The organism is Baekduia sp. (assembly GCF_035685985.1).
In the GTDB taxonomy this organism is placed as follows: Bacteria; Actinomycetota; Thermoleophilia; order Solirubrobacterales; family Solirubrobacteraceae; genus Baekduia.
The window spans coordinates 91,544-110,766 of record NZ_DASRZV010000022.1; the positions used below are offsets into that span (position 1 = coordinate 91,544).

Here is a 19,223-nt window from a genome sequence, read left to right on the forward strand (position 1 = left end):
CGATATGCCGACGATATGCCGCGCCTCTAGCATCGACGCATGCGCGTGCTGCTCGTCGAGGACGAGCCCCTGATGGCGGAGGCGATCCGCGACGGCCTGCGCCTCGAGGCGATCGCGGCCGACGTCGCCGGCGACGGCCACGCCGCGCTGGCGCTGCTGAGCGTCAACACCTATGACATCGCGGTGCTCGACCGGGACGTCCCCGGGCCCTCCGGCGACGAGATCGCCGCGCGCATCGTCGCCTCCGGCAGCGGCATGCCGATCCTCATGCTGACGGCGGCCGACCGCCTCGACGACAAGGCCTCCGGCTTCGAGCTCGGCGCCGACGACTACCTCACCAAGCCGTTCGCGCTCCAGGAGCTGGTCCTGCGGCTGCGCGCGCTGGACCGCCGCCGCGCGCACCACCGGCCGCCGGTGCGCGAGATCGCCGGCCTGCGCGTGGACCCGTTCCGCCGCGAGGTCTACCGCGACGGCCGCTACGTCGCGCTGACGCGCAAGCAGTTCGCGGTCCTCGAGGTGCTCGTCGCCGCCGAGGGCGGGGTCGTCAGCTCCGAGGAGCTGCTGGCGCGCGCGTGGGACGAGCACGCCGACCCGTTCACCAACGCGGTGCGGATCACGGTGTCGGGGCTGCGCAAGCGGCTCGGCGAGCCGTGGATCGTCGCGACCGTGGCGGGCGCCGGGTACCGGATCGACACGGCGCCCGACGACGGGCGCGGGTCGGGAGGCGCGCGTGGATAGGGCGCCGGGGCTGAGCGTCCGCCTCAAGCTCACGCTCAGCTACGCGGGGTTCCTGATGGTCGCGGGCGGCCTGCTGCTCGCGGTCGTGTGGGTGTTCCTGCTGCGGTACGTCCCCAACCGCCCGATCATGATGTCGCCGGGTCCGTTCGTCCCCAGCCGGTCCGACCTCCAGGCGGCGTTCGTGCCGAAGGCCGCGATCGCGCTCGGGTGCCTGCTGGCCTTCGGCCTGGTCGGCGGCTGGTTCCTGGCGGGCCGGATGCTCGCGCCGCTGAGCCGCATCACCGCCGCCACGCGCGTCGCCGCGTCCGGATCGCTCGGCCACCGGGTCCATCTGGAGGGCCGCGCGGACGAGTTCCGCGAGCTGGCCGACGCGTTCGACGCGATGCTCGCGCGGCTGGAGGCGCACGTCGCCGAGCAGCAGCGCTTCGCCGCCAACGCCTCGCACGAGCTGCGCACGCCGCTGGCGGTGACGCAGACCCTGCTCGACGTGGCGCGCAAGGACCCCGCGCGCGACAACGGCGAGCTGGTCGAGCGCCTCCACGCGGTCAACGCCCGCGCGATCGACCTGACCGAGGCGCTGCTGCTGCTCAGCCGCGCCGACCGGCGGTCGTTCGCGCGCGAGCACGTCGACCTGTCGCTCGTCGCCGAGGAGGCCGCCGAGACGCTCCTGCCCTTCGCCGAGGAGCGCGGCCTGACGATCGCGACCGCCGGCGACATGGCCACCACCATCGGCTCGCCCGCGCTGCTCCTGCAGCTCGCGACCAACCTGGTGCACAACGCGATCGTCCACAACCTGCCCGACTCGGGGACCGTCTGGGTCGCGACCCGCGCCGACGCCCACCGCGTCGCCCTCACCGTCGAGAACACCGGCGCGCCGCTGACGCCGCAGGCCGTCTCCACGCTGGCCGAGCCCTTCCAGCGCGGCGCCCGCCGCACCCACGGCGACCACGTCGGCGCCGGCCTCGGGCTGGCGATCGTCAACAGCATCACCACGGCCCACGACGGCACGCTGACCCTCGCGCCACGCGCGGGCGGCGGCCTGCGCGTGACGGTGGCGCTGCCGGCGGCGCGCGCCTAGCGGCCGGGCCTCACACGTGTTGCGCCGCCGCGAAGCCCGAGGCCCAGGCCCACTGGAAGTTGAAGCCGCCCAGGTGGCCGGTGACGTCCAGGACCTCGCCGATGAAGTACAGGCCCGGGCTCTTGCGCGACTCCATGGTCTTGGAGGACACGTCGCGGGTGTCGACGCCGCCGAGCGTGACCTCCGCGGTGCGGTAGCCCTCGGTCCCGGCGGGCACGACCGGCCAGGCGCTGAGCCGGTCGGCGATCGCGCGCAGCTCCGCCGGGGTGTGCTGCTTCATCGGCTTGGAGACGAACCAGCGCTCGGCCAGGAGGGCCGCCATCCTCTTGGTGAAGACGTCGGCCAGCACGGTCTTGAGCTCGCTGTTGGGACGCTCGGACCGCTGCCGCTGCAGCCACTCCAGCGCATCGTGGTCGGGCAGGAGGTTGATCCGCACCGCGTCGCCGGGGTGCCAGAACGAGGAGATCTGCAGGATCGCCGGGCCGCTGAGGCCGCGGTGGGTGAACAGGATGTTCTCGCGGAAGCTCTGGCCGTTGCAGCTGACCACCGAGGGCACCGACGTGCCGGTCAGCTCGGTGCACAGCTCCTTGAGCTGGTCGGTGATCGTCAGCGGCACGAGGCCGGCGCGGGTCGTCAACACCTCGTGGCCGAACTGCCGGGCGATCTCGTAGCCGAAGCCGGTGGCGCCGAGTGTCGGGATCGACAGGCCGCCGGTGGCGACCACCAGCGACGTCGAGGTGACCGGCCCGAGGTCGGTGCTGAGCAGGTACCCCGTGTCGGTCTTCTCGATCTCGCGCACCGCGGTCCCGACGTGCAGCTCGACGCCGACCTGCCGGCACTCCTCCAGGAGCATGTTGAGGATGTCCTTGGACTTGTTGTCGCAGAACAGCTGGCCGAGCTTCTTCTCGTGGTAGGGCACGCCGTGCCGGCCGACCATCGCGACGAAGTCCCACGGCGTGTAGCGGGCCAGCGCCGACTTGCAGAAGTGCGGGTTCTTGGACGAGAAGTTCGCCGGGTCCGCGTACATGTTGGTGAAGTTGCAGCGGCCCCCACCCGACATCAGGATCTTCTTGCCCGCCTTGTTGGAGTGGTCGAGCAGCAGCACCTTCCGCCCGCGGGCGGCGGCGGTCATGGCGCACATCAGGCCGGCGGCCCCGGCGCCGATGATCACCACGTCGGGAGAGCGGACGACATCCTCGGACACGGGGCCACAAGGTAGAGGGGCGCGGCGGCGGCCGCCGCCCTGACGCGGGGCGACGCGCCCTAGGTCGGCACGGCGCTCACCAGCCGCGCCGAGACGACGATGCGCTGGGCGGCGCTGAAGAGCGGGTTGCAGGCCGAGAGCACGACCCGGTCGTAACCGACGTCGCGCGTGATCCACGTCGCGTTCGGGCTGACGATGCGGTGCTCGTCGACGCGGTAGGTGAACGTGCCGTAGGGCATGCGCAGGACGATGGCGTCGCCGCCGCGCAGGCGGTCGATGTGGCGGAACGGCGCGAGGTACGTCGTGCGGTGGCCGGCGATCGCGATCGTGCCCGGCATGCCCGGCAGCGGCGAGCCGTCGTAGAAGCCCGGCCCCTTGCGCAGCGCCGCCGTGTCGGAGCCCTTCACGAGGACCATGTTGATGTGCATGCGCGCGATCGCGATGCGGCCCACCGCCCCGCCGTACGGGACGCGTCGGTCCAGCGCGCGGGCGTAGGCCGCCAGCCGGTCCTGGACGTTGGGCAGCGCGGCGGCCGCCGCGCGCTCCCGCGGCGTCGGGCCCTCCCGCACCAGCCGGTTGAGGTCGCCCGCGAGCTCGTGCTGCTCGATCGTCCCCACGATCGCGGTGATGGGCTCCTGCCACACCACCGTCAGCACCGCGTCGAGCGCCAGCAGCGCGCCGACGACCATCGCCACGGCCGCCAGCCGCGACAGACGCGACCGTCGGCGTGCTCCGGAAGCTGGTGCGTGCACGGCCATGGCGACCCCGCGTCTTCCCGATCCTGACCGCCCGCTCCCATCGGATCCGGGACGCGGTCAGCACGCTGCCCGCACAGTCCGTCACGGACGTGAGAACGTGACCACCGGGGACCGGAGTGTCCCCGGACCGAGGTCAGCAATAGGGCTTGCGCGGCGTTGGGGGACGCCTCGGCGCTGATCTCTACTGTTGCTAAGGCCTCCTTTGTACTGACGCAGACACCGTGTTCAAGATGCCGGTTTGGGGCCGGAGGACACCAAGGCAGCCTGCCCTTCGACAAACCTCCCCAACTCCAACGGAGGGCAACATGAAGGCGAAGTCCCACACGCTTCACGCGACCACGACTTCCGCCGTGGTCGCCGGCCTCGTCGGCATCATGGCACCCGTCGCCGCCGCCGATCAGCCGCCCAACCACGTCCCACCGCAGGCGGCCGACCAGATGCAGGCCTCGGGCAACGCGGGCGGCCAGGCTGCTGTCCACCCCGCCGCGGGCAGTGGCGAAGCTACCGACGCCGGCGTCATGGGCGGGGCCGGCAGCCGTGGCACGGAGGCGCAGGCCACGGACAACGCGAACGCCGGCTGGTCGGGGCAGGGCTCCGGCCAAGGCCAGGCGGCCGGTTCCGGATCCGCCGAGGGCGGCGGCTCGGGCCAGGGCAGCGGGTCGGCTCAGGGCAGCGGCTCGGCTCAGGGCAGCGGCTGGGGCCAGGGCAGCGGGTCGGGCTCGGGCAGTGGCTCGGCTCAGGGCAGCGGCTGGGGCCAGGGCAGCGGGTCGGGCTCGGGCAGCGGCTCAGGCCAGGGCAGCGGCTCGGCCCCGGGCAGCGGCTGGGGCCAGGGCTCCGGCTCCGGCTCGGCCCCGGGCAGCGGCTCGGGCCAGGGCTCCGGCAACGGCAAGACCCCCTGCGGCAGCGGCCAGACCGGCGGCTCCGGCGGCACGACCACCGGCACCGGCGGCTCGGGCAGCAGCACGGGCTCCGGCGGCACCAGCACGGGCACCAGCGGGTCCGGCAGCACCACCGGCTCCGGCGGCACCACCACCGGCACGGGCGGCTCGGGCAGCAGCACGGGCTCCGGCGGCACCAGCACGGGCACGGGCGGCTCCGGCACCACCACCGGCACCGGCGGCACGACCACCGGCACCGGCGGCTCCGGCACCAGCACCGGCACGACCACCACGACCACCACGACCACCACCCCGCCGAGCACGGGCGCCGTTTCGCCGACCACGGCCACCGGCACGACGACCACGCCGGCCGCCACGACCACGCCCACGACGGCCCCGGTCAGCACGACGAGCACGCCGTCGACCACCACGACCACGCCGAGCACCCCGAAGAAGACCAGCCCGACGGTCGCCGGCGTGACCGCGTCCGGCACCACCGCCAAGGCCAAGACCACCCCGGTCGCCACGGTCAGCTCGACCAAGCCCGTCGCGACCACGAGCACCGTCGCCAAGGGCCAGCTGCCCTTCACCGGCGCCGAGCCGTGGGCGGTCGCCCTGGCCGGCCTCGCGCTGCTGGGCGGCGGCTTCGTCGCGCGGCGCCGTCTGCACGGCCACTCCTGATCCCCGACACCATCCCCGACGAAAGCCCCGGCGCCACCGCCGGGGCTTTCTCGGTCCCCGAGGCCCGCGAGCTGAGCAGGATCCGGTGCCGGAAGCTCACCTCAGCTTGTATCCGACGCCGCGCACGGTCTCGATGACCTCGGCGGCTCCCGCCTCCCGGAGCTTGCGGCGCAGGCGCGCCAGGTAGGCGTCCAGGGTGTTGTCGTGGACGATCGCGCCGTCGGGCCACGCGGCGGCGACCAGGCCGGCGCGCCGTACGACCTCGCCGGGGTGGGCCGCCAGCCGCGCGAGCAGGCGGAACTCGGTGGGCGTCAGCGAGATCTGCCGGTCCTGGTGGACGATCGCGTGCGTCGCCGCGTCGAGGCGGACGCCGGAGTCGGCCAGCGTCGCGGGCTCCTCGGCGGCGGGCACGCGCCGGACGAGCGCGTGGATCCGGACGAGCAGCTCGGCCAGCGCGAAGGGCTTGACGAGGTAGTCGTCGCCGCCGGCGTGGAAGCCGCTGAGGCGATCCGGGAGCGTGTCGCGCGCGGTGAGGAACAGGACCGGCGCGCCGACGCCTCGGGCCCGCAGGGCCTGGCAGACGTCGCGGCCGTCGGCGTCCGGGAGGCCGATGTCGAGCACCAGCACATCCGGCGGCGCGGCGCAGAAGGCCGCGACGGCGTCCGAGCCGTTGGCGGTGGTGCGGACCGCGAAGCCCTCCTCGCGCAGGGCGTCGCGGACGACGCGGCGCAGCTCCGCGTCGTCCTCGCAGATGCCCGCGGTGAGCGGTGGCGTCATGGACCGCCGCGGGCCGACCGCTAGGCCGGAGCCTGCTCCGGGTCGGCGGTCAGGCGCGCCGGGTCGGTCTGGTCGTGCTTGGTGATCGAGAGGAAGGCCACCAGGATGAGGATGCAGGCGAGGAAGATGTAGGACGTGCCCGTGGTGCCGAGCCCGAGCCCGCCGTACTTGTCGCTCTTCTGCGACATGAAGTCGCCGACCGAGGCGCCGAGCGGCCGGGTCAGGATGTAGGCCAACCAGAACGAGAGCACCGCGTTGAGCTTCAGCACGTAGTGCGCGAACGCGACGACGGCGATCGCGGCGCCGAAGATCGCGATCGAGACGCCGTAGCCGAGGTCGGCCTTCTCGGCGAGCAGGTCGCCGGCCGCGGTGCCCAGCGCGAACGTGAACAGGATCGCCAGCCAGTAGAACGCCTCGCGCCGAACCGTCACGATCGTGTGGATCGACAGCGTCCGCTCGAACGCCCACCAGATCGCGAACACCGCCGCCAGGACCGCGGCGGCGATCGGCGTCGTCGTGGTCAAGGGCACGTTGTAGCCGTCGCTCAAGTTGTCGGTGATCAGCGTGCCGAACACGCTGATGACGACCACGACCGCCCAGTAGGCGACCGGCACGTACCGCCGCACACGGAACTGCACCAACAACAGCACCACCAGCAGCGCGCCGGTGACGTACGTGGTGTTCGTCAGGCCGAACCCGAGGTTCTCGTTCAGGTAGTCGGCAGCGGTCTCGCCGACCGTCGTGCACATGATCTTGATGACCCAGAAGAACAGCGTGACCTCGGGGACCTTGTTCAGCAGATCACGGCCCCATGTGCGAGCGCCGGCCGGTGCGGTGGTCGTCATGGCGCAACCGTCGCGGCCGCCACCTTGCGTTCTCCTGAACGCCGGTCGCGGGGCGGGCGACGCGCACCGTGCGGGCGACGCGGGCGATCGTCCATCGTCACGACGACCTCGGCGCCGCGGAAGCGGCGCGACGGGTGCAGAACGATGACGCGGCGGTTGACGCAGGCCTTGCCGAGCAGCGCCTGCCGCCATGCCGACGACGTCCTCGTGGCGCCGCCGGCCGGCCGGCGGCGACGATCAAGGCCAAGCTCACCCGGCGCGGCCGCCCCGCGCCGGCCCGCTTCGGCCTGGCTATCGCAGCCTGCGGGTGACCGCCACGACACCGCCGGGGGCGCGCACGGTGAGCGTCAGCGTCTTGCCCCGGTAGCGGCTCAGGCGTCGGGCGAGGCGCTTGGAGGCCTTCAGCCTGAGCTTGACCGTTCCGGCGTCCTTGGCCTTCGTCGTCGCCCGGGCCAGCGCGGTTGCGCCAACCTTCGCGATGGCGGTGACGGTGCCCTGGCGTTTGACGGTCACGGCGAGCGTCAGGCCCTTGGCGAACGCTGACGCCTTGACGGTCTTGGGCACCGTCACGGTGGGCTTCGACGGCGACGGCGACGGCGACGACGGCGACGTGCGAGCCGGCGACGTGCCCGTCGCGGGCGACGCGATCGGCGTGGCCAGGGTCGTCGCGCCGAGCGAGGGATAGGAGCCCGTCGCCGAGATCACGGTCGGCGCGCCGCCCAGCGGGCAGGGGCTGGTGGTGATCGGCGCGAGAGCGGCCGTGACCAGGCCGCGGTCGTCGACCCATGCCAGCCACCGGCCGTCCTGGGAGACGCTCACCGCGTGGACGCCGCCGACGGCCGGCACGTCGCAGCTCGGGCCCGGGAGCGGCGCGCCGACGCCGTTGGCCGCGAACAGGCCCAGAGCGTACGGGCTGTTGTTGTCGAGCTGGTAGATGACCGCGGCGACGCTGCCGTTGGCGGCGACGTCCACCGACCACGCCCCCGTGGCATGGAACCACGGCGTGAAGGTGGTGCTGAACGGCGCCTGGCCGCCCGCCGCCTCGACGACGACGTTGTCGTCGTTCGTCCCCGCGTTGCCGTTGACGCCGACCCAGCGCGAGCCCACCAGCGAGGAGCCGATCAGGCTCGGCACGTCGAAGGGCTCGCCGCTGGAGTTGGAGGTGTTGGTGGCCCAGGTGCCCTGGTACAGCGTGGACGTCGGGTAGCCGTACACCATGTCCGAGTAGGTGTAGATCATCTGCTGGCCGCCGGGGCCCAGGTCGAGCTGCACCGGGACCGCGAGGCTGCCGTTGTTGTAGGCCCCGTGGTAGCCCAGCGTGCTCTGCGCGGCGACCGCGCCGTCCGGGCTCCAGACCCGGGTCGGGGCGGCCGCGCCCGTCCCGCCCGACACTCGGGCGACGGCGACGATCCAGCCGTCGTCGGACTGCGCCTGCTCGGTCCACGCGCGGCTCTCGCCGGGGGCGACGACCGGCGCGGGCCCCGAGATCGCGCGCTTCTGGGCGCCGTCGAGGGTCGACACCCACACCTGCCCCTGGTCGACGTAGGACAGCTGGGTCGCCTCGGCCGCGGCGGCAGGGGGCAGCAACAAGGCAAGGGCTATGACAAGCGTGCGCACCGCCCCGACGTTAGGCCGCGCGCCCGCGCCGCGCATCGGCGATATCACTGGTCTCATGGCAGCGGCGAGCCGTCCGCCTGGACGCCGGTCCCGTGGGCGGGGCCGAGGTCTCACACGGGCGACGAAGGGCCGGAGGAGCGCGGTGGACCGGCGCGGGGCATGGCGGCGGACGATGGAAAACGGAGCGCCGTGGCGCATCGGCGAGCTCACCGGCGTGAGGCCGCGGGCGTCTCGCCGCGCTGCGGCGCGAAGCGCGCGGCCAGCTCCGAGCGCGAGCGCACGCCGACCTTGCGGTAGATGTGCCGCAGGTGGTGCTCGACCGTACGCGGCGAGAGGAACAGCGCGGCGGCGACCTCGACGTTGGTGGCGCCGCCGGCCACCAACGCGCAGACCTCACGCTCGCGCGCGGTCAGGCCCGCGACCGCCCCGGGGTCGCCGACCGCGACCGGAGGTCCGGCGCCCGCCGCCGCCAGCTCGGCGCCGGCGCGGTCGGCCCAGCGCACGGCGCCCTGGCCGGCGAACGCGGCGTGCGCCTCGGCCAACAGCGCCAGCGCCTCGGTGCGACGGCGGGCGCGGCGCAGGCGCTCGCCGAAGATCAGCTTGGTGCGGGCCTCCTCGAACGCGAAGCTCACCCGCGCGTGCGCGGCGGTCGCAGCCGCGAGATGCCCGTCGATCGCGTCGTCGCCATCCAACAGGGCCGCGTAGCGCGCGGTCGCGGCCGTGGCCCAGGCGCCACCGGTGAGGGCCGCGCCGTCGCGCAGCTCATCCAGCGTCCGCGCGGCGTCCTCGATGCGTCCGGCTCGCGCGTAGGCCTCGGTCAGGTCGCTCTCGTTGAACATGTAGCCGGGATCGTGGGCGCCGTAGCGCAGCCGGTGCTCGCGCCCGCGCTCGAGGTGCGCGATCGCCTCCGGCAGGCGCCCCTGGGACAGGGCGAGCATGCCGAGCGCCTGCTCGGCCACCGCGCGGTGCGAGTAGATCCCCAGCCGCTCGCAGATCGCGCGCGCCTGCTGCGCGTTGGCGACGCAGACGTCGTCCTCGCCCAGGTACGCGGCGACGAACGCGCGCGTGTTGAGCGTCAGCGCCTGCAGGAAGTCGCCGATCGCCTCCTCGCCCAGCCCGGCGGCCTCCCGCGCCAGCTCGCGCGCGCCGTGGAAATCCCCACGACGGCAGTGGACGCTGGCCAGCACGACCAGCGGGAAGGCCAGCGGTGTCACCGCGCCGCGCTCACGAAGCGTCTGCACGACCGGTGCGATCAGGCGGACGGCCGCGTCCTGCTCCTCGATCCAGTGCAGGCACATGCCCGCCAGCGCGATCACCTGGTGGCCGGGCGCCGCCGGGTCGAGGGCGACGATCTCGTCCAGCCGCCCGCCCAGGACCGCGCGGGCGACGTCGTGCTCGCCGGCGACCGCGCGCGCCGAGGCCTCCATCATCGCCGGCACGAGGTCGGAGCCTTGCCCGCCCGCCCCCGCCAGCTCGCGTGCGCGTGCGGCGATGCGCGCGATCAGGCCGGTGGGCCCGGAACCCATCACCGCGATCGTGGCCTGCGTGAGCAGCGCCGCGGCGCGGCCGGGATCGGTGGCGGCGACGCGGTCGGCCTCGGCCTCCAGCAGGGCGTGCGCCTCGGCCGGCTGCCCAGCCTGCGCGGTGGCGGCGCCGACGAGCAACTGCGTGTCGGCGCGTGCGGCCGAGTCCGGTGCCGGTGGCAGGTCGGACGCCAGCGCCAGCGCCGTCTGCGGGTGACCGGCCACCAGCGCGAGATGGCCCGCCGCGAGCGCCCTGGCACGGCCGCGGACGGGATCCGGGCTGAGCGCGGCGGCGCGCCGCAGGCCGTGCAGCGCGGTGCCGGGCGCGCCGCGTGCCGCGGCGTCGTAGGCCGATCGTTCCAGCGTGGCAGCCAGCGCCTCGTCGGGACGGTCGGCCGCCACGGCGAGGTGCCACGCCCGCGCGTCGCCGGGGAGGACGGCGGCCAACGCCCGGTGGGCGGCACGTCGGTCGCTGGGCGCCGCGGCGTGGTAGACGGCGGCGCGCGCCTCCGGGTGCGCGAAGCGCACGACGCGTTGGTCGACGGAGACCAGGCCGTCGTCCTCGGCTGGGCCGAAGGCCGCCAGCCCGGTCGAACCGGCCAGCGCGGCCGCCAGCGGCCCGGTCGCCCCATCGGTGCTGGCGGCGGCCATCAGCAGCGCCGCGCGGGTGGCGCGTGGCAGGCGAGAGAGCCGCAAGGCGTAGGCGTCGGTGATGCGCTCCCCGGCGGACGGCAGGTCGGGGAGCGCCTCGCGGCCCGCGCGCTGGGCGGCGGTGAGCTCGGTCGGGCCCTCGACGAGGGCCAGGGGGTTGCCGCCGAGCGCCTCGACCAGCGCCTCGGCGACCACGGGCGCCACGCCCGACCGGCGGGTGAGGTCCAACGCGTCGCCACGGCGCAGCTCGCCGAGCGTCAGCGTCGGCAGCTCCGGCCAGCCGTCGAGCGGCTCGCCGCGCAGCGACCGCACGGCCAGCACGGCGATCCCGGTGCGCTGCGCCCGTCGCGCCAGGAACGCGACGGCCTCCCGCGACGAGGCGTCCAGCCACTGGACGTCGTCGACCGCCACCACGATCGGGGCCAACTCGCCCGCGAGCGCGACGAGCGCGTGGAGGACCATGCCGCGATCGAGGCCGTTCGGCTCATCCAGCGCCAGCGCGGCACGGAGCGCCCGCCGTTGGGCCTGCGGGAGCGCGTCGACCGCGTCCAGGACCGGCTCCAGCAGCTCGCGCAGGCCGGCGAACGGCAGCGCGATCTCGCTCTGGACACCGGTCGTGTGCAGCAGGCGCTCGGCGCCGGCGACGGCCGCGGCCAGCAGCGCGCTCTTGCCGACGCCGGGCCGCCCCGCGACGACGAGCGCTCCCGCGCCGCCGTCGACGAGCCCCCGCAGCCTCACCAGCTCGGCATCGCGCCCGATCAGCTCCATCGAAGCGCGAACGCTACCGCCGCGCCGCGCCTGGCTCCCGGTCGCCCCTTCCTGACGACGACTATCGCGACCCGTGGCCAGTCGTTGGCCGCCAGGGTGCTAGGCGCGCGGGTCCCCCGACCGTCGCTCGACTGGGTGGAGTACGGCCCGCTGACGGTCGACAGCGTCATCCCGTCGAGCGTTCCCTGCTCCGGCCAGGTGGTCGCTCCCGACACGCCGCTGCCGGCGATCGCGCCGGTCGTGCAGTCGCGGCCCGCTCCGCAACGCGGTGACGGTGACCACCCGCGACAAGACGGGCAAGCGCCACCTGGCGACGCTGGTCCTCGTTGGCGAACGATTCGGCGCGCAGCGCTGAAGCACGCGGGTCGGCTACCGCCCCTCCGCCTGCTCCACGTTCGACCGATGAGGCCCGGTGAGCATTCCACGCGCGGTCCCAGGCGCCGAGGCGAGGCGCGTGGCGGCGACCGCTCTGAAGCTCGCGCTGGTCGCCGTCTCCGAGAGATGTGCGGGTCCTACGCCATGCGAGGCTGGGTCTCGCGTAAGGCTGCCACGAACTCCTCGACGCGGATCGGCTTGGAGATGTAGCCGTGCATGCCGGCGGCGGCGCAACGTTCACGGTCGCCGTCCATCGCGTTGGCCGTCATCGCGACGATGCGGGGCAGCCGCTCGGTGGGCGTCCGCTCGACGATGACGCGGGTCGCGTCGAGGCCGTCCATCTCGGGCATCTGCACGTCCATCAGGACGAGGTCGTAGGCCTGACGCGCGACGGCCTCGACGGCCTCGCGACCGTTGCCGGCGGTGTCGGCCCCGTACCCCATGCGAGACAGCAGGCTGAGGGCGAGCTTCTGGTTGACCATGTTGTCGTCCACGAGCAGGATGCGCAGTGGGTGTCGCGTCGCGTACCCGGGATCGAGGTCGTGGTCGCCCGCGCGCGGGGCGGCCGTGCCGGGCGCGGGCTGGTCGACCGCGCCGCGGGTGCGGATCGTGACGTCGAAGGTGCTGCCCTCGCCCGGGACACCGGTGCTGCGCGCGCGGATCGTTCCGCCCATCGCCTCGGCCAGGCGCCTGGAGATGGCCAACCCCAGCCCGGTGCCGCCGTACCGGCGGCTGATCGACGCGTCGGCCTGGCTGAACGACTCGAAGAGGCGGTCTGCACGGTCGGGAGGGATCCCGATCCCGGTGTCGCTCACGGCGATCGGCAGATCGAAGCCGTCGGCGTCCGCGTTCACGGGGGCGCCGACGAGCACGGTGACGGCGCCCGCCTCGGTGAACTTCACCGCGTTGCCGAGCAGGTTCAGCAGGATCTGCCGCAGGCGGCTGCCGTCGCCGACGAGCACCGCGGGCACCGCGTCGTCGACCTGGGCGGAGAGCTGCAAGCCCTTCTCCGCGGCGTTCGCGCCGATCAGGCTGATGGCCCCTTCGACGCATTCGCGGAGGTCGAACGGCGCCTCCTCCAGCTCCATGCGCCCGGCTTCGATCTTGGAGAAGTCCAGGATGTCGTTGAGGATCGTCAGGAGCGCCTCGCTGCTCGTGCGCACGATCGACGCGTATTCGCGCTGCTCCTCGTCGAGGTCGCTGCGCAGGAGCAGGCCGCTCATCCCGATGATGGCGTTCATGGGCGTCCGCACCTCATGGCTCATCGAGGCCAGGAAGACGCTCTTGGCGCTGTTCGCCGCGTCCGCCACCTCGCGCGCCTCGCGCATCGCGGCGTAGAGCCGGGCATTGTCGAGCGCGATGAGCGCCAGCTGCGCGAAGCGCTGCAGCCGATCGACCTCCGCGGCGTCGAACGAGCGGTCGTCTCCCGAGTCGCGAGCGACGCCGAGCGTCCCGAACGTCTCCTCACCAGAGGTCAACGGCACGCCGACGATCGCGTGCACCGACCCTCGGGGGAACGTGGGGTCGCGTCCCTCCCAGGTGTCGTAGTCATCCACCACGATCGGCTCCCCCGAGGCCCAGACCCGCCCGGCGACGCCCTCGCCGATCGCCATCTGCGTCCCGATCTCCTCCTCGAACAGGCCCATGGCCACGCGGCTCTCGATCGCCTCCTCGCCGGGACGGCGCAGGTAGAGGTAGCCGTGTCGCGTCCCGAGCAGCTCCGCTGCGCGGACGAGCACCTCGTGCAGGAGGTCGTTGACGTCGAGCCGATGCATGACCCCGAGCGACGTCTCGTGCAGCGCCTCGAGCTCCGCGTTCTGCACGTGCAGCTCCTCCGTGCGCTCCGCCACGCGCCGCTCGAGCCCGGCGACGTTCTCGTTGAGCTGCGCCGTCATCGCGTTGAACGCGCGCGCGAGCGTGCCGATCTCGTCGTCCGAGGCCACCGGCGCGGTGCGGGTGAGGTCGCCGGCCGTGACCGCGGTCGCCGAGTCGGTGATGGCGAGGATCGGTCGCGCGATCCGCCGCGAGACGAGGTAGATCGCGATCCCCGTGAGGCCGACGGCGATCAGGCCGATGATCGCGATGTTCAGCGCCAGCTGGCGCGCGGGCGCGAAGGCCGCGTGCTGGCTCATCTCGACGACGATCGCGGCGTCGCGGTCGGGCAGCCAGCGATAGACCCCGATCACCGGCACGCCCGCGTAGTTCGCGTACAGCGCCTGTCCCGACCGCCTCGCGAGAGCGCGGTCGATGCCGGTCGAGCGCACGCCGCGCGCATGGCGACCGGAGTTGAGGATCTGATGGACGAAGCGGTGATCGCGTCCGACGAGGTACGCCGCGCCGGCCGATCCGAGCCCGTGGGCCGGGAGCACGATCCGGTCGATGCGGGCGAGGTTGAGGTTCGCGGCGAGCACGCCGACTTCCTGGCCCAGGCCGCTGTCGGTGAACAGCGGCGTGCTCACCGTGATCGTCGGGCCACCGGTGAGCGCCGACGCGTAGGGGTTCTGCACGCTCGTGTGGGACACGCCGTTGCGGTAGTACGGCAGCGCCGCCTGCGAGAGCCCTTCGTGGGCGCGAGCGGTCGACACGCGGATCCGGCCGTCGAGCCCGAGGACCATCAGCTCCTGCGCGTCTGACGTGTGACGGACGACCGCGTCGAGCGTCGTGGCCAGCTCGGCGTGTGCGCGCCGGCGGGCGGGACGCGACGCGTCGCGGCCGAGGAGGGTCTGCCCGGCGCGTCCCACCTGGGGAAGCGTGCCGATGAAGACCACGCTGCGCTGCTGCTCGGCGATCCAGCGCTCGAGCGCGTCGGTCTTGGCGTCGGCGATCGCGCCGAGTCGCGCGAAGACCGAGCGTTCCAGTGACGAGCGCGCGCGCTCGTACGAGACGAGGCAGACGACGGCGACCATCAGGACCGACAGCGCCAGGAACGAGCCGACGAGCCGGGCCATCAGGCTGCGGCCGGGACGCAGGCCCCGAAGGCCGCCGCGAGCGCGCTGTCGATCGTCTATTGCGACACCTGCTGGCCGATCGAGCCCATGTCGAACCCCTTCGCCGCGGCGGCGTAGTCCTTGCCGAAGTACTTCACCGAGAGCTTCGACATCGTCCCGTCGCTCAGGAGGCCGCTCACGATCGCGTCAACCCGGTCGATGAACGGCTTCACGGCCAGCCCCGAGCTCTTGTCGACGAAGCCCGTGAGCGGCATGGTGAAGGCCACGTCGTCGAGCGCTCGAAGCGGCCGGCCCTGCTTGATCGCCTCCTCGCCCACCGCCTCGGCGGTGAGGAACCCGTCAAGCTTGCCTACGCTCAGCGCCTTCAGCCCCGGAGGCTCGACCTCGAACTCGACGATCCTCGGGGCGTCGACCTTCTTGGCGAGCTCGGTGCCCGGAATGGCGAGCACGCCCTTGAGGTAGAACTCGACGGTGCAGCCGGAGCACACGCCGATCCGCTTGCCGTCGAGGTCGCTCGGGACTCGGTACGGCGAGCCCTTCCGCACGAAGAACCGCTGCGGCTCGACGCGGTAGGGCTGCGTCATCCAGAGGTGCTTCATGCGGTCGGTGTTGATCGCACCCGACCCATACGCGATGTCCCAGCGGTCGGCCCAGTTGCCCGCGGTGATCTGCGTCCAGGTCGGCACCACGAAACATGGCTCGACGCCGAGCCGCCGGGCGACGAGCTTGCCGGTGTCGGCGTCGTAGCCGCTGATCTGGCTCGCGGTGAGCTGGTTCTCCGCGCATTTCGTGCTCGCCGCGCGCTTCGATCCCTTGACGGCGAACGACTGTGGCGGATAGAGCGGGTCGGTGGAGAGCACGAGCGTGCCGCGCGCCGCGATCTGCGCGAGCTTGTCGGTCGCCGGGTTGGCCGCCGGCCGGGCGACGGCGGGGTCGTCGTCCGATCCGCCGCACGAGGCCGATGCCAGCGCGGCGCCGCACGCCGCGACGGTCACGCCCATCCGCATGCTCCTTCGTCCGATCATGCTGTGCCCACCTCCTCTGTGTCGCCTGGTCCAGCGGTCATGCGCTCTCGATGCTCCAGAGCCGCACCGGTTCCCGCCTGCCTCGCACCGCGTGCTCGCCGAACGCCACCAGATCCGATGGCGGCTGGACGAGGGCGCGGCGCGTCGAGTCCGCGAGCAGCACCGAGTGCGGCGTGCCCTTGGTCATCGCCTCCAGCCGGGCGGCGGTGTTGGGCGTATCTCCGATGGCCGTGTACTCCAGGCGCCGCTCGGAGCCGACGTTGCCGGCCATGAACGGCCCGCTGCAGATCCCTATGCCGATCCGGAACCCCGTGCCGAGGCCCTGCTCGCGCATCCACGCGTTGAAGCGCGGCAGCTCGTCGAGCATGCTGCGCGCGGCGTCCAGGGCCCTGTCCGCGTGGTCGGCCATCGTGATCGGCGCCCCGAACGCCGCCATCATCCCGTCGCCGCGGAAGCCGAGATGGCTCCCGCCATGGTCGAGGACCACGTCGCTCATACGCCCGAGGAAGCGATTGAGCACCTCGAGCGCCGCCGACGGCGGGTGGCGCTCGGCGTAGGCCGTGAAGTCGCGGATGTCGTTGAAGAGGATCGTGCCTTCGACCAGCGTCCCGCCCAGCCGGAGCCCGTCTCCGGTGAGCGTGACGACTTGATCGACGATGCCCTCGGGCACGAACCGGGCGAAGACGTCGCGGACGCGGTCGCGCTCGAGGTCGTGCAGGCGCTTGCGACTGAGGCCCGCGTTGATCCGGGCGCGCAGGAGCACCGGATCGAAGGGCTTGGGCAGGTAGTCCTCGGCTCCGAGCTCGATGCAGCGGACGACGCTGTCGATCTCGTCTACCGCGGAGATCATGATCACGGGCACGTGACGCCGGAGCGGATCGGCCTTGACCCGTTCCAGCACGGCGACCCCGTCCAGCTCCGGCATGACGATGTCCAGCAGCACGAGATCGCCGGTCTCCTCGACCAGCAGCTCGAGTGCCCGCGCCCCGTCTTCGGCCGTCCGCACGATGTGGCCCTGCGCTTCGAGGCTGCGCCGCAGCAGGGCGCGGTTGACCGGATCGTCGTCGACGACCAGGATCGAGTCGGCGGAGCCGTCCGCCCTCATGCCGCACCGGGGCGCACCGCCCGCAGCCCCGCGTCGACGTGAACCCACTCGGCCGCGATCGCGTCGACCTGGGCGAGGTCGGCCGTCCCGGGACCGGACCGCGCCTGGGCCTCGACCGCTCGGCAACGGTCGGCGAGGGCGACGGCACCGAATGTCGCCGCGTTGGCCTTCAGCGTGTGCGCCGCTCGCGCGGCCGCCTCGGCATCGCCGGACGCGACGGCGCTCCGCAGCTCTGCCAAACAGTCAGGGGCCGCGCAGAGGAACTCGTCGATGATCTCGCGGAGGGCGTGCGCGTCGTGGCCGAGGAGGTCTCGGAGCGCGGCGATCGCGTTGGGATCGAGTGCGAGCTGGGCGTGGTGCTGTGTCTGGTGAACCGAGTCTGAGCCCATTTTCCGTTCGGGGCGAGCCTAATGCATTAGATTCTCCGCATGTCGCGGATGCGCCAGGTTCCCGCCGTCATGGCGGCAACCGCTCGCAACCGCAGGCTCCTGCGGGTGGGCGCCGCGTACGCGGCGTTCATCGGTGTGGAGGCCGGAGCGTGGGTGGCGCTGTTGGTGTACGCCTACCAGCGTGGCGGCGCGTCGGCGGCCAGCGCGATCGCCCTCGTCCAGCTGATCCCGAGCGTCGCCTTGGCCCCGTGGGTCGGGTCGCTCGCCGACCGCCATCCCGCCGGCCGCGTGCTGTTCGGCGGCTACGTCGTCACGGCGCTCTCGGTGACCGCGATCGCCGTGACCGTCGCCGCGGACGGTCCCCGTGTCCTCGTGTATCTGCTCGCTCCGGTCCTCAACCTCACCCTGTGCGTCGCACGCCCCGCGCAGGCGACGCTCCTGCCGGCGATCGTGCGGTCACCCGAGGAGCTGGCAGCCTCCAATGCCGGCCAGGGCTGGCTGGAGAGCATCAGCAACCTTGTCGTCCCGCTCCTCGTCGGCCTCATGCTGGCGATCGACGGACCGGCGCTCGCGCTCGCGGGCATGGCGGCGCTGGCGACGCTGGCAGCGCTCCTCGTGGCAGGGATCCCCGGGGCGCCGCCGTTCGCCGGCGGCGATCCGGGGGACGCGGACGGCCTCGTCGCTGGGCTCCGCTCGATCGCGAGCCAGCCCGCCGCGCTGACCCTCGTCCTCGTGCTCGGGTCCCAGTACATCCTGTACGGCGCGCTCGACCTGATCTTCGTCGTCCTGGCCATGGACCTCGGGATGGGCTCGGGAGGCGCCGGCTACCTGACCGCGGCCATGGGCGCAGGCGGGGTGCTGGCGATCGTCGCCACCGCCGGGCTCGTCGGAACGCGCCGGCTGACGCCGGCGCTGATGGCCGGCGGCGCGCTGGCCATCAGCCCACTGATCGTCCTCGGGCTGCACGCCACGAGCATCAGCGCACTCACGTTGATCCTGATCTCCGGCTTGGGACGCAGCCTCTTCGACGTCAGCGGCCGCACCCTCCTGCAGCGCACCGTGAGGCCGACCCTCCTGGCCAGCGCGTTCGCCGCCCTGGAGGCCCTGCTGAACGCCGGCCTCGCCACCGGGTTCGTGCTCGCACCCGTCCTCATCGCGGTCGGCGGCGCCCCATTGGCCCTCATCGGCACCGGCGCCATCCTGCTCGCGATGCTCCTCGCGATGTCCCGGCGACTGCGCTCGCTCGACGCCTCGGCGAACGTCCCCGTCACCGAGATCCACCTGCTTCGATCGATCGACCTCTTCGCGGCGCTGCCCGCACCGACGCTCGAGACCCTCGCCCGGTCGCTCACGCGACTCCGCGTCGCGGCCGGGACCGTCGTCATGCGCCAGGGCGACATTGGTGAGCAGTACTATGTTATCGCGGGCGGCAAGTTGGACGTCCTTCGAGACGGCAAGCGGATCGTCACCCGCCCGCGCGGCGAGGGCGTCGGCGAGATCGCGCTGATCCAGGACACGCCGCGCACCGCCACGGTCAGCGCCCGCACCGACGCCGAGCTGTACGCGCTCGACCGCGAGTCCTTCCTCCTGGCCGTGACCGGGCACGTGTCCGCCCGGGCGTCGGCGGATGAGCTGGTGCGCCGACGCCTCGACGAGATGCGACGCGCGCACGAGAACGTCGAGGAGAGCGAAGGGAGCGGATTCGGCTCTCGACCCAGGGTGGAGCCGCGCGCCGAGCGCGATCCCGGGTGAGCCTGCCGATCATCGCCCACGGTTCTGCCCGAGGTTGGGTCACATGTTGTCCGCCATCACAACATCGCCCTTGGCAATGAACTCGCGCAGGGCGAAGGCTTGCCCTTCAAC

14 protein-coding genes are annotated in these 19,223 nt (G+C 73.2%); 4 read left to right on the forward strand and 10 right to left on the reverse strand.

From position 1 onward, the window contains the following. Positions 1 to 39: 39 nt before the first annotated feature. Both VFG42_RS11980 and VFG42_RS11985 read left to right on the forward strand, forming a co-directional pair. Positions 40 to 738 carry a response regulator transcription factor gene (locus tag VFG42_RS11980; protein WP_324908649.1) on the forward strand — a complete coding sequence of 233 codons (699 nt, stop codon included), beginning with the start codon at positions 40 to 42 and terminating at the stop codon, positions 736 to 738. Then, positions 731 to 1,816 carry a HAMP domain-containing sensor histidine kinase gene (locus VFG42_RS11985; RefSeq protein WP_324908651.1) on the forward strand — a complete coding sequence of 362 codons (1,086 nt, stop codon included), beginning with the start codon at positions 731 to 733 and terminating at the stop codon, positions 1,814 to 1,816. The genes VFG42_RS11980 and VFG42_RS11985 overlap by 8 nt, the downstream gene beginning before the upstream one ends. 10 nt (positions 1,817 to 1,826) lie before the next feature. Here the strand turns inward: VFG42_RS11985 and VFG42_RS11990 are convergent, their stop codons facing one another. Then, positions 1,827 to 3,020 carry an NAD(P)/FAD-dependent oxidoreductase gene (locus tag VFG42_RS11990; RefSeq protein WP_324908653.1) on the reverse strand — a complete coding sequence of 398 codons (1,194 nt, stop codon included), beginning with the start codon at positions 3,018 to 3,020 and terminating at the stop codon, positions 1,827 to 1,829. A gap of 59 nt (positions 3,021 to 3,079) precedes the next feature. Next, complete coding sequence (locus VFG42_RS11995; protein WP_324908704.1) at positions 3,080 to 3,709, reverse strand: class E sortase; 630 nt, start codon at positions 3,707 to 3,709, stop codon at positions 3,080 to 3,082. 443 nt (positions 3,710 to 4,152) lie between these two features. Here VFG42_RS11995 and VFG42_RS12000 point away from each other — a divergent pair, with 443 nt between their 5' ends. Next, positions 4,153 to 5,337: a hypothetical protein gene (locus tag VFG42_RS12000; protein ID WP_324908655.1), complete on the forward strand. Its 1,185-nt coding sequence runs from the start codon at positions 4,153 to 4,155 to the stop codon at positions 5,335 to 5,337. A 96-nt stretch (positions 5,338 to 5,433) separates the two neighbouring features. Here VFG42_RS12000 and VFG42_RS12005 read toward each other — a convergent pair whose 3' ends face one another. The 8 genes from VFG42_RS12005 to VFG42_RS12040 all read right to left on the reverse strand — a co-directional run bounded on the left by VFG42_RS12005 (position 5,434) and on the right by VFG42_RS12040 (position 17,360). Beyond that, positions 5,434 to 6,114 carry a response regulator transcription factor gene (locus VFG42_RS12005; RefSeq protein ID WP_324908657.1) on the reverse strand — a complete coding sequence of 227 codons (681 nt, stop codon included), beginning with the start codon at positions 6,112 to 6,114 and terminating at the stop codon, positions 5,434 to 5,436. A 20-nt stretch (positions 6,115 to 6,134) separates the two neighbouring features. Beyond that, positions 6,135 to 6,959 (reverse strand): hypothetical protein, encoded by an 825-nt coding sequence (locus tag VFG42_RS12010; RefSeq protein ID WP_324908659.1) that lies wholly within the window; start codon positions 6,957 to 6,959, stop codon positions 6,135 to 6,137. A 291-nt stretch (positions 6,960 to 7,250) separates the two neighbouring features. Further along, positions 7,251 to 8,576, reverse strand: coding sequence for a hypothetical protein (locus VFG42_RS12015; RefSeq protein WP_324908661.1), 1,326 nt, complete (start codon positions 8,574 to 8,576; stop codon positions 7,251 to 7,253). 206 nt (positions 8,577 to 8,782) lie between these two features. Next, a complete protein-coding gene (locus tag VFG42_RS12020) occupies positions 8,783 to 11,518 on the reverse strand; it encodes an AAA family ATPase (RefSeq protein WP_324908663.1) in 2,736 nt (911 codons plus the stop codon). Positions 11,519 to 12,030: 512 nt separating this feature from the next. Then, positions 12,031 to 14,841 (reverse strand): ATP-binding protein, encoded by a 2,811-nt coding sequence (locus VFG42_RS12025; RefSeq protein WP_324908665.1) that lies wholly within the window; start codon positions 14,839 to 14,841, stop codon positions 12,031 to 12,033. Between the two features lie 56 nt (positions 14,842 to 14,897). After that, complete coding sequence (locus VFG42_RS12030; protein ID WP_324908667.1) at positions 14,898 to 15,842, reverse strand: transporter substrate-binding domain-containing protein; 945 nt, start codon at positions 15,840 to 15,842, stop codon at positions 14,898 to 14,900. A 61-nt stretch (positions 15,843 to 15,903) separates the two neighbouring features. Further along, the gene (locus VFG42_RS12035) at positions 15,904 to 16,971 is read right to left on the reverse strand and encodes an adenylate/guanylate cyclase domain-containing protein (RefSeq protein ID WP_324908669.1); all 1,068 of its coding nucleotides are present in this window, start codon (positions 16,969 to 16,971) and stop codon (positions 15,904 to 15,906) included. Further along, complete coding sequence (locus tag VFG42_RS12040) at positions 16,968 to 17,360, reverse strand: Hpt domain-containing protein (RefSeq protein ID WP_324908671.1); 393 nt, start codon at positions 17,358 to 17,360, stop codon at positions 16,968 to 16,970. Before VFG42_RS12040 ends, VFG42_RS12035 begins: the two co-directional genes overlap by 4 nt. 69 nt (positions 17,361 to 17,429) lie before the next feature. Here VFG42_RS12040 and VFG42_RS12045 point away from each other — a divergent pair, with 69 nt between their 5' ends. After that, on the forward strand, positions 17,430 to 19,112 hold the full coding sequence (locus VFG42_RS12045; RefSeq protein ID WP_324908673.1) for an MFS transporter: 1,683 nt from the start codon (positions 17,430 to 17,432) through the stop codon (positions 19,110 to 19,112). Positions 19,113 to 19,223 lie beyond the last annotated feature (111 nt).

Bases quoted from the DNA above. Each gene is read 5' to 3' on its own strand.
- VFG42_RS12000 (WP_324908655.1), top strand. From the start codon at position 4,153: ATGGCACCCGTCGCCGCCGCCGATCAGCCGCCCAACCACGTCCCACCG.
- VFG42_RS12040 (WP_324908671.1), bottom strand. From the start codon at position 17,360: ATGGGCTCAGACTCGGTTCACCAGACACAGCACCACGCCCAGCTCGCA.
- VFG42_RS12005 (WP_324908657.1), bottom strand. From the start codon at position 6,114: ATGACGCCACCGCTCACCGCGGGCATCTGCGAGGACGACGCGGAGCTG.
- VFG42_RS12020 (WP_324908663.1), bottom strand. From the start codon at position 11,518: ATGGAGCTGATCGGGCGCGATGCCGAGCTGGTGAGGCTGCGGGGGCTC.
- VFG42_RS12010 (WP_324908659.1), bottom strand. From the start codon at position 6,959: ATGACGACCACCGCACCGGCCGGCGCTCGCACATGGGGCCGTGATCTG.
- VFG42_RS12025 (WP_324908665.1), bottom strand. From the start codon at position 14,841: ATGGCCCGGCTCGTCGGCTCGTTCCTGGCGCTGTCGGTCCTGATGGTC.
- VFG42_RS12045 (WP_324908673.1), top strand. From the start codon at position 17,430: ATGGCGGCAACCGCTCGCAACCGCAGGCTCCTGCGGGTGGGCGCCGCG.
- VFG42_RS12030 (WP_324908667.1), bottom strand. From the start codon at position 15,842: ATGGGCGTGACCGTCGCGGCGTGCGGCGCCGCGCTGGCATCGGCCTCG.
- VFG42_RS11995 (WP_324908704.1), bottom strand. From the start codon at position 3,709: ATGGTCGTCGGCGCGCTGCTGGCGCTCGACGCGGTGCTGACGGTGGTG.
- VFG42_RS12035 (WP_324908669.1), bottom strand. From the start codon at position 16,971: ATGAGGGCGGACGGCTCCGCCGACTCGATCCTGGTCGTCGACGACGAT.
- VFG42_RS11980 (WP_324908649.1), top strand. From the start codon at position 40: ATGCGCGTGCTGCTCGTCGAGGACGAGCCCCTGATGGCGGAGGCGATC.